Raw genomic sequence first — 7,640 nt, 5'->3', positions numbered from 1 at the left:
GCCGGCGGCGAGCCCCGCCGGGCCCGGCCGCAGCCACGCCACGGCCGCGACCTGGACGCACGCGGCGCCGGCGAGCTCCCACGCCCGCCACACCACGGGCCGGCGCCGCCCCGGCCGCGGCACGGGGCGAGGCACCGTCATCGGCCTGGTCATCGGCACGCCTCACCGGCGTCCACCGGGGACGCCTTCGCGGGCAGCACGCCGTCCAGCTGCGGCAGGTCGTGGCCGAGGCGGTCGCGCTTGGCGGTCAGGTAGCGGAGGTTGTCGGCGCTGACCGGGACGAGGAGGGGGACCCGGGCGGCGACGTCGATGCCGTAGGACCGCAGGGCGCTGACCTTCACCGGGTTGTTCGACAGCAGCCGCACCGACCCGACGCCGAGGTACCGCAGCACCCGGGCGGCGGGCCCGTAGTCGCGGGTGTCGACCGGCAGGCCGATCGCGGTCGCGGAGTCGACGGTGTCGAGCCCCTGGTCCTGCAGCACGTGCGTGCGGACCTTCGCCACCAGCCCGATCCCCCGGCCCTCGTGGCCGCGCAGGTAGACCAGGACGCCGGCGCCCTCCCGGACGAGGGCGTCCATCGCCGCGTCCAGCTGGTCGCCGCACTCGCACCGGGTGGCGCCGAAGATGTCGCCGGTCATGCACTCGGAGTGCATCCGGACGAGGACGCGCGCGCGGCCGGCGACGTCGCCCCGGACGAGCGCCATGTGCTCGTTGCCGTCGACCGGGTCCCGGAACGCCACGGCGCGGAACGTCCCGCGCCGCGTTCTCAGGTCCGCCTCCGCGATGTCCTCGCTGTCGATGCCCTGGTCGTGCATCTGCCCCTCCTCGGCTCGTGATCACCGTGCCCCGCAGCGATCGGTACGCAGCGGCCGCGGCCCGTGGTCGCGTCCCCGGCAATGAATCTACCCGTGAATCATTCAGGCTCTGAACGAATCCGCCGGGCGGTCACACCGACTGGCACGGAGGGGAGGTACCCGAGGGTTCAGCCGATTCGCGCGCGGACCACGAGGTCGTGCAGGGCACGGCGCGCCGGCGGCTGCTCGGGGAGCGCGCTGCGGCCGCGCTCGTCCTCCAGCCGGGCCGTGAGCGCGGCGACGTCCGCCTCCAGGACCTCCCGCGACGGGGCGTCCGCCGGCAGCGCGCCGTGCTCGGCGGCGCGCTTGGCCTCGACGAGTTCCGGCAGGTAGGCGGGGCCGTATCCGGTCAGGCGGGTCAGGTCCGCCTGGAGCTCCGCCTCCCGCATCAGGTGGACGCCGGTGAGCAGCACCCGGAACGTGTAGAGCAGCGGCTTCAGCTCGCCGGTCCGCTCGAACAGCTTCCACTGCGAGCGCGCGAAACCGAGGTAGTGGTGCGCATGGTTCGACGTGAACAGGCCGGGCGTCAGCGCGACCAGCTCCTCGTGCAGCGGCGACGTCGCGACGACCAGCGGCGACAGCACCTGCTCCAGCACGTACCCGTTGCGCCGCAGCAGCAGCGCGCAGAACTTCGCGAGGTCGTGGGTGACCACGTCGGCCTCCACGCCCGCGTGGTCCCACATGAGCGTCACGGTCTCCTCGCCGGTCTCTAGGCCGACGATCTCCTCCAGCGGCAGCAGGTGGACGCCCCGCAGGTCGACGTCGGAGTCCTGCGACGGGAAGCCGTACAGGTGGGCGCCGCTGACGGTGACGAACGCCCGCGGGTACGGGTGGTCGGCGGCCAGCACGTCGAGCATGCCTTCGGGCAGGTTCACCAATCCACACTCCTGCGGCGGACGGAGACGAGGAGGGTCTCCACGCGGTCTCGGTCGGGTTCGGGGGGCAGCGGGCTGCGGTCGAGGGCGTCGTCGAGGCCGGCGGTCAGCGAGGCGCGCCACCGCTCGATCTCGTCCCAGCCGGTCTCGCCGCGCCGCACCGCCAGCAGCCGGTCGCGCAGGGCGCCGACGTCCACCAGCGGCTCACCCGTCCGGACCAGGTGCTCGCCGCTCAGCAGCAGGCGCAGCAGGTGCATGACGTGCTTCCACTTCGGCTCGCCGCGGTTGCGCAAGTCGCCTTGCAGCTTGCGGAACTGGGCGTCGGCGTAGCGGAGGAAGGTGCGGTGCGCGTGCCGGGACAGGAACGCGTCCCGGACGGCCAGCAGCTCCTCCCCGACGGGCGTGACCGTCTCGACGATCGGCGACCAGAGGCACTCCAGGACGGTCGGGTTCGCGGCCAGCGCCAGCTCGCAGAACCGTTCCAGCTCCCACGAGAACTGCTCGGGCAGCGGGCCGTCCAGATGGGTCGGCGGCTTGGTGAAACGCCAGAACAGCGGCGCGGGCGCGACGAACACGCCGCGCCGGTCGGTGTCGCTGTCCCCGGTCGCGAGGCCGTACGCGCGCGAGCCGGTGACGACCGACAGCACGGTGTGGTCGCGGACGAGCCGGAGGTCTTCGGAGGTCACGACGGAAGCCTGGCGCAGGCGCCCGCCCGGACGCCACCGGGTTTGCCGGCGGGCTGTAAGGCGTTACGGCTCCGCAACGAGCTTGCAGAAACTTTCTGCAAGCTATTTACGCGACTGCAAGCCGTTGCTAACGTCCCGGTCCAGCCACCCCAATCCCGGACCTGCGGGACGACGTCCGCAGGTCCCGCGAAGGAGGACCCCATGCGGCGCATCCCCCCGATCGGCGCCCCGAGTTCCACCGGCCCCCTCGTCACCGGCCCCCTCGTCACCGGCCCCCTCGTCACCGGCCCCCTCGTCACCGGCGCCGTCGTCTGCGCCGCCCTCGCGCTCTCGCTCTCCGCCTGCGGCGGGGACGACGGGGGCGGCTCGAAGGGCGGCGCGGGCACCGCGAGCCTCACCGGCCGCGGCCCCATCACCTTCGTCACCGGCAAGGACCGCTCCGGCTACCTGCAGAAGCAGCTGGACGGCTGGAACGCCGACCACCCGCAGGAGAAGGTCCGGGTCATCGAGCTGCCGGACGAGCCGAACGACCAGCGCCAGCAGATGATCCAGAACGCGACGACGAAGTCCGACGCGTACACGGTGCTGAACCTCGACGTGGTGTGGACCGCGGAGTTCGCCGCGAACCGGTGGCTGACGCCGCTGCCCAAGGACCGGATCGACCTGGCGAAGATGCTGCCCGCGACCGTCACGACCGGGCAGTACCGCGGCAACCTGTACGCGGTGCCGTCCACCTCCGACGCCGGGATGCTGTACTACCGCAAGGACCTGCTCGCCAAGGCCGGGATCTCCGCGCCGCCGAAGACCTACGCCGAGATGTGGTCCGACTGCGACAAGGTCAAGAAGCTGCCCGAGGGCAAGGGCGTCGACTGCTTCTTCACCGAGGTCAACAAGACCGAGAGCGTCACCATCAGCGCGGTCGAGGCGATCGGCAGCGCCGGCGGGTCCATCGTCGGCGCGGACGGCAGGCCGACGCTGAACACGCCGCAGGCCAGGCAGGGCCTGCAGTTCCTCGTCGACGCCAAGAAGGACGGGCGGATGCCGAAGGAGGCCGTCACGCTCGACACCGAGGGCGGCCGCCGCTACTTCCAGTCCGGCAAGCTGCTGTTCCAGCGGCAGTGGCCCTACCAGTACGCGCTCGCGAACTCCGGCGACGGGTCGTCGAAGGTGGCGGGCGAGTTCGCGGTGGCGCAGCTGCCCGGGCCGAACGGGCCGGGCGTCGCCAACCTCGGCGGCCACAACCTCGCGATCTCCGCGTTCGCCAAGAACAAGGCGACCGCGCTCGACTTCATCCGGTACCTGACCGGTGAGCAGTCGCAGCGCGCGAACCTCCTCGCCACCTCGCAGGCGCCGACGCTCGCCTCGCTGTACGACGACCCCGAGATGGTGAAGAAGTTCCCGTACCTGCCGGTGCTGAAGCAGGCCATCGCCAACGCCAGGCCGCGCCCCGTCGCGGTGAAGTACGGCGACGTCACCGCCGCGATCCAGGGCGAGGTGTACGACGCGGTGACCGGCAGGAAGACCGTCGACCAGGCGCTGACCGACCTGCAGGGCAAGCTCGGTCCGCTGACCGCGCAGTGACCGGCATGACCACCACCTACGACGGCACGCCGCCCGCCGCGGACACCCCCCCGGCGGGCGGGGCGCGCCCCCGCGAGCGCGACGTGCAGGGCACGAGGCGGCTCGCGGCGCTGCTGCTGTCCCCGACGCTGCTCGTGCTCGCGCTGGTCATCGGCTACCCGGTGCTCGCCGGGTTCCGCGAGTCGCTGTACACGCGCGGCGAGGGCCTCGACGCCAACGGGTTCGTCGTCCAGGGCGAGCGATTCGTCGGCCTGGACAACTACACCGCGATCTTCCACGGCGACCGCGGCGACGCGTTCTGGAACGCCTTCGGCAACACGACGTTCTTCACCGTCACGACGGTCGTGCTGGAGACGGTGATCGGCGTCGCGATGGCGCTGATCATGCAGCAGGCGTTCCGCGGCCGGGCGTTCGTGCGGGCCAGCATCCTCGTCCCGTGGGCGATCCCGACCGCGATCTCCGGCCTGCTCTGGCGGTGGATCTTCCAGGCGGACGGCGCCGCGAACGCGGTACTGCGGCACCAGGTCCTGTGGACCGCCGACGGGTTCCAGGCGAAGATCGCCGTCGTCGTCGCCGAGGTCTGGAAGACCTCCCCGTTCATCGGTTTGCTCGTGCTCGCCGGCCTGCAGATGATCCCCCGGGACGTCTACGAGGCGGCCCGGGTGGACGGCGCCGGGCCCGTGCAGCGGTTCTGGCGGATCACGCTGCCGCTGGTCAAGCCCGCGCTGCTGGTCGCGGTGCTGTTCCGGATGCTGGACGTGCTGCGGATGTTCGACCTGCCCGCCGTGCTGATCGGGGTGAACCAGCGGTCGGTGGAGACGCTGACGATGATCGCCTGGTTCGAGGCGTCCAACCTGCGGTACGGGTCCGCGGCGGCGTACGCGACGATCCTGTTCCTGTACATCGCGCTGATCGCGTACCTGTTCGTCAAGCTGCTCGGCGCCGACATCATCGGCGAGGCGCGGCAGCAGGCGAAGCGGCCGCGCAGGAACCGCCCGGTCAGGGGGAAGCGAAGGAAGGTGACCGCATGACGGGGTCGCTGCCGAAGCGGGCGCTGTCCTACCTCGGGCTCGCCGTCGTGGCCGTGTACTGCCTCGCGCCGTTCTACTGGATGGCCGTGTCGGCGTTCCGGCGCCCGCAGGACCAGTTCGACAACTCGATCGTCCCCACGCGCTGGTCGTGGGAGAACTTCCACGCGGTGTTCTCGGGCGACAACGGCTTCGGCCGGGCACTGCTGAACAGCCTCGTCGTCGCGGGCTGCACCACCGCGCTGACCCTGCTCATCGGCACGTTCACCGCGTACGCCCTCGCCCGGCTGGACTTCCGGTTCAAGAACGCGGTGCTGGGACTGATCGTCGCGACCACGATGTTCCCGGGAATCTCGCAGCTGGTGCCCTTGCTGAAGCTGTTCACGGACATCAAGTGGATCAACACGTACCAGGCGATGATCCTGCCCAGCCTGGGGTTCGCGCTGCCGCTGTCGGTCTGGCTGCTCACCGCGTTCTTCCGCCAGCTCCCGTACGAGCTGGAGCAGGCCGCGATGGTGGACGGCTGCACCCGCGGCCAGGCGTTCCGCAAGATCATCGTGCCGCTGGCGGCGCCCGGGGTGTTCACCACGGCGATCCTGACGTTCATCGCCGCGTGGAACGAGTTCCTGATCGCGCTGTCCATGGTCAACAAGAAGGAGATGCAGACCGCCACCGTGGCGATATCCAAGTTCACCGGCGTCTCGGGCTTCGACCAGCCGTTCGGCACCCAGATGGCGGCGGGGGTCATCGTGACCGTCCCGCTCATCGCCGTCGTGCTGGTCTTCCAGCGCCGGATCGTCGCCGGCCTCACCGCCGGCGGCGTCAAGTGACGGCCCGCACGTGACCCCGACACGCTCCCTACCCGAAGGACCTTCATGACGCAGGACACCCTCGCCGTCCCCGCCCCGGGCTCCCCCGCCGGGGACGCCGCCCGCTGGTGGCGCGACGCCGTCATCTACCAGGTGTACGTGCGCAGCTTCGCCGACTCGGACGGGGACGGCGTCGGCGACCTGCCGGGCGTCCGGTCCCGGCTGCCGTACCTGGCCTCCCTCGGCGTGGACGCGCTGTGGCTGACCCCGTTCTACGTCTCGCCGATGGCCGACTTCGGCTACGACGTCGCCGACTACCGCGACGTCGACCCGCTGTTCGGCACGCTCGCCGACGCCCGCGCCCTGATCGAGGACGCGCACGCGGCGGGTCTGCGGATCATCGTCGACGTGGTGCCGAACCACACCTCCGACCGGCACGCCTGGTTCCGGGCGGCGCTCGCCGCCGCGCCCGGCTCGCCGGAGCGCGCCCGCTACGTCTTCCGCGACGGCCGCGGGCCGGACGGCGCCGAGCCGCCCAACGACTGGGAGTCGGTGTTCGGCGGCCCCGCGTGGACGCGGGTGCCGGACGGGCAGTGGTACCTGCACCTGTTCGCCGCCGAGCAGCCCGACCTGGACTGGGAGAACCCCGAGGTCCGCGCCGAGTTCGCGGACATCCTGCGGTTCTGGCTCGACCTCGGCGTGGACGGGTTCCGGATCGACGTCGCGCACGGCATGGCGAAGGCGCCCGGCCTGCCCGACGTCGGGCACCCGAACCAGGTCGAGATGCTCGGCACCGACGTCCTGCCGTACTTCGACCAGGACGCCGTCCACGACATCCACCGCGAGTGGCGCCGCGTCCTGGACGGCTACGGCGGGCGGCGGATCGCGGTCGCGGAGGCGTGGGCGCCGACCCCCGAGCGGCTCGCGCTCTACACCCGCCCGGACGAGCTGCACCAGGCGTTCAACTTCCACTACCTGACCGCGCCGTGGGACGCGGCCGGGATGCGGGAGGTGGTCGACGAGTCGCTGCGCACCGCCGGGGCCGTCGGCGCGCCCGCGACCTGGGTGCTGTCGAACCACGACGTGAAGCGGCACGTGACCCGCTACGGCGGCGGCGACACGGGGCTGCGGCGGGCCCGCGCGGCGGCGCTGCTGACGCTCGCGCTGCCCGGCTCCGCGTACGTCTACCAGGGCGAGGAGCTGGGCCTTCCCGAGGTGCTCGACCTGCCGGAGGAGTTCCAGCAGGACCCGCAGCGGCTGCGCGGCGAGGGCCAGGGCCGGGACGGCTGCCGCGTCCCGCTGCCGTGGGAGGGCGAGGAGCCGCCGTTCGGCTTCGGCGCGGGCGCCTCGTCCTGGCTGCCGATCCCGACGTCGTGGCGCGACCTGACCGTGGCGGCGCAGAGCGAGGACCCCGGCTCGATGCTCGCGCTGTACCGGACGGCGCTGCGCCTGCGGCACGAGCACCCCGCGCTCGGCGACGGCCCGCTCCGCTGGCTGGACGGCCCCGAGGGCACGCTGTCGTTCGTCCGCGAGGACCCCGCGACCGGGCGCGCGTGCGCCTGTGTCGTGAACATGGGCGACCACCCGGTCCGCGTCCCGGCCGCAGGCGTTCCGCTGCTCGCGAGCGGACCGGTCCATATCGAGGGCGACACGGTCGAGCTCCCGCCGGACACCGCGCTGTGGCAAAGCCGTGAAGAGGGATAATTTGAGACCTATGACGACACGCCTGGCGGACATCGCCGCGCACGCCGGGGTGAGCGAGGCGACCGTGAGCCGGGTCCTGAACGGCAAGCCGGGCGTGTCCCCG

General features: G+C 72.2%; 8 protein-coding genes. 5 read left to right on the top strand and 3 right to left on the bottom strand.

The annotated features are described in order from the left end of the window. Positions 1-149 precede the first annotated feature (149 nt). From ribA to ABZ914_RS42220, 3 genes are all read right to left on the bottom strand, one after another. Positions 150-815 (bottom strand): GTP cyclohydrolase II, encoded by a 666-nt coding sequence (ribA, locus tag ABZ914_RS42230; protein ID WP_500200349.1) that lies wholly within the window; start codon positions 813-815, stop codon positions 150-152. A gap of 167 nt (positions 816-982) precedes the next feature. Beyond that, complete coding sequence (locus ABZ914_RS42225) at positions 983-1,729, bottom strand: nucleotidyltransferase domain-containing protein (protein ID WP_500200347.1); 747 nt, start codon at positions 1,727-1,729, stop codon at positions 983-985. After that, a complete protein-coding gene (locus tag ABZ914_RS42220) occupies positions 1,726-2,415 on the bottom strand; it encodes a nucleotidyltransferase domain-containing protein (RefSeq protein ID WP_500200346.1) in 690 nt (229 codons plus the stop codon). The genes ABZ914_RS42225 and ABZ914_RS42220 overlap by 4 nt, the downstream gene beginning before the upstream one ends. A 201-nt stretch (positions 2,416-2,616) precedes the next feature. Here ABZ914_RS42220 and ABZ914_RS42215 point away from each other — a divergent pair, with 201 nt between their 5' ends. The 5 genes from ABZ914_RS42215 to ABZ914_RS42195 all read left to right on the top strand — a co-directional run. Beyond that, a complete protein-coding gene (locus ABZ914_RS42215) occupies positions 2,617-3,996 on the top strand; it encodes an ABC transporter substrate-binding protein (protein WP_500200344.1) in 1,380 nt (459 codons plus the stop codon). A gap of 5 nt (positions 3,997-4,001) precedes the next feature. After that, a complete protein-coding gene (locus ABZ914_RS42210; protein WP_500200342.1) occupies positions 4,002-5,027 on the top strand; it encodes a carbohydrate ABC transporter permease in 1,026 nt (341 codons plus the stop codon). Beyond that, positions 5,024-5,854, top strand: coding sequence for a carbohydrate ABC transporter permease (locus ABZ914_RS42205; RefSeq protein WP_500200339.1), 831 nt, complete (start codon positions 5,024-5,026; stop codon positions 5,852-5,854). Before ABZ914_RS42210 ends, ABZ914_RS42205 begins: the two co-directional genes overlap by 4 nt. A gap of 45 nt (positions 5,855-5,899) precedes the next feature. Then, complete coding sequence (locus ABZ914_RS42200) at positions 5,900-7,537, top strand: glycoside hydrolase family 13 protein (protein ID WP_500200337.1); 1,638 nt, start codon at positions 5,900-5,902, stop codon at positions 7,535-7,537. Positions 7,538-7,547: 10 nt separating this feature from the next. After that, positions 7,548-7,640 (top strand): LacI family DNA-binding transcriptional regulator (locus ABZ914_RS42195; protein WP_500200351.1); only part of this gene is annotated, 93 nt, incomplete at its 3' end.

This window comes from Spirillospora sp. NPDC046719, assembly GCF_040645715.1.
Lineage (GTDB): Bacteria > Actinomycetota > Actinomycetes > Streptosporangiales > Streptosporangiaceae > Spirillospora.
This window is presented reverse-complemented; position numbering and strand designations above follow the sequence as displayed.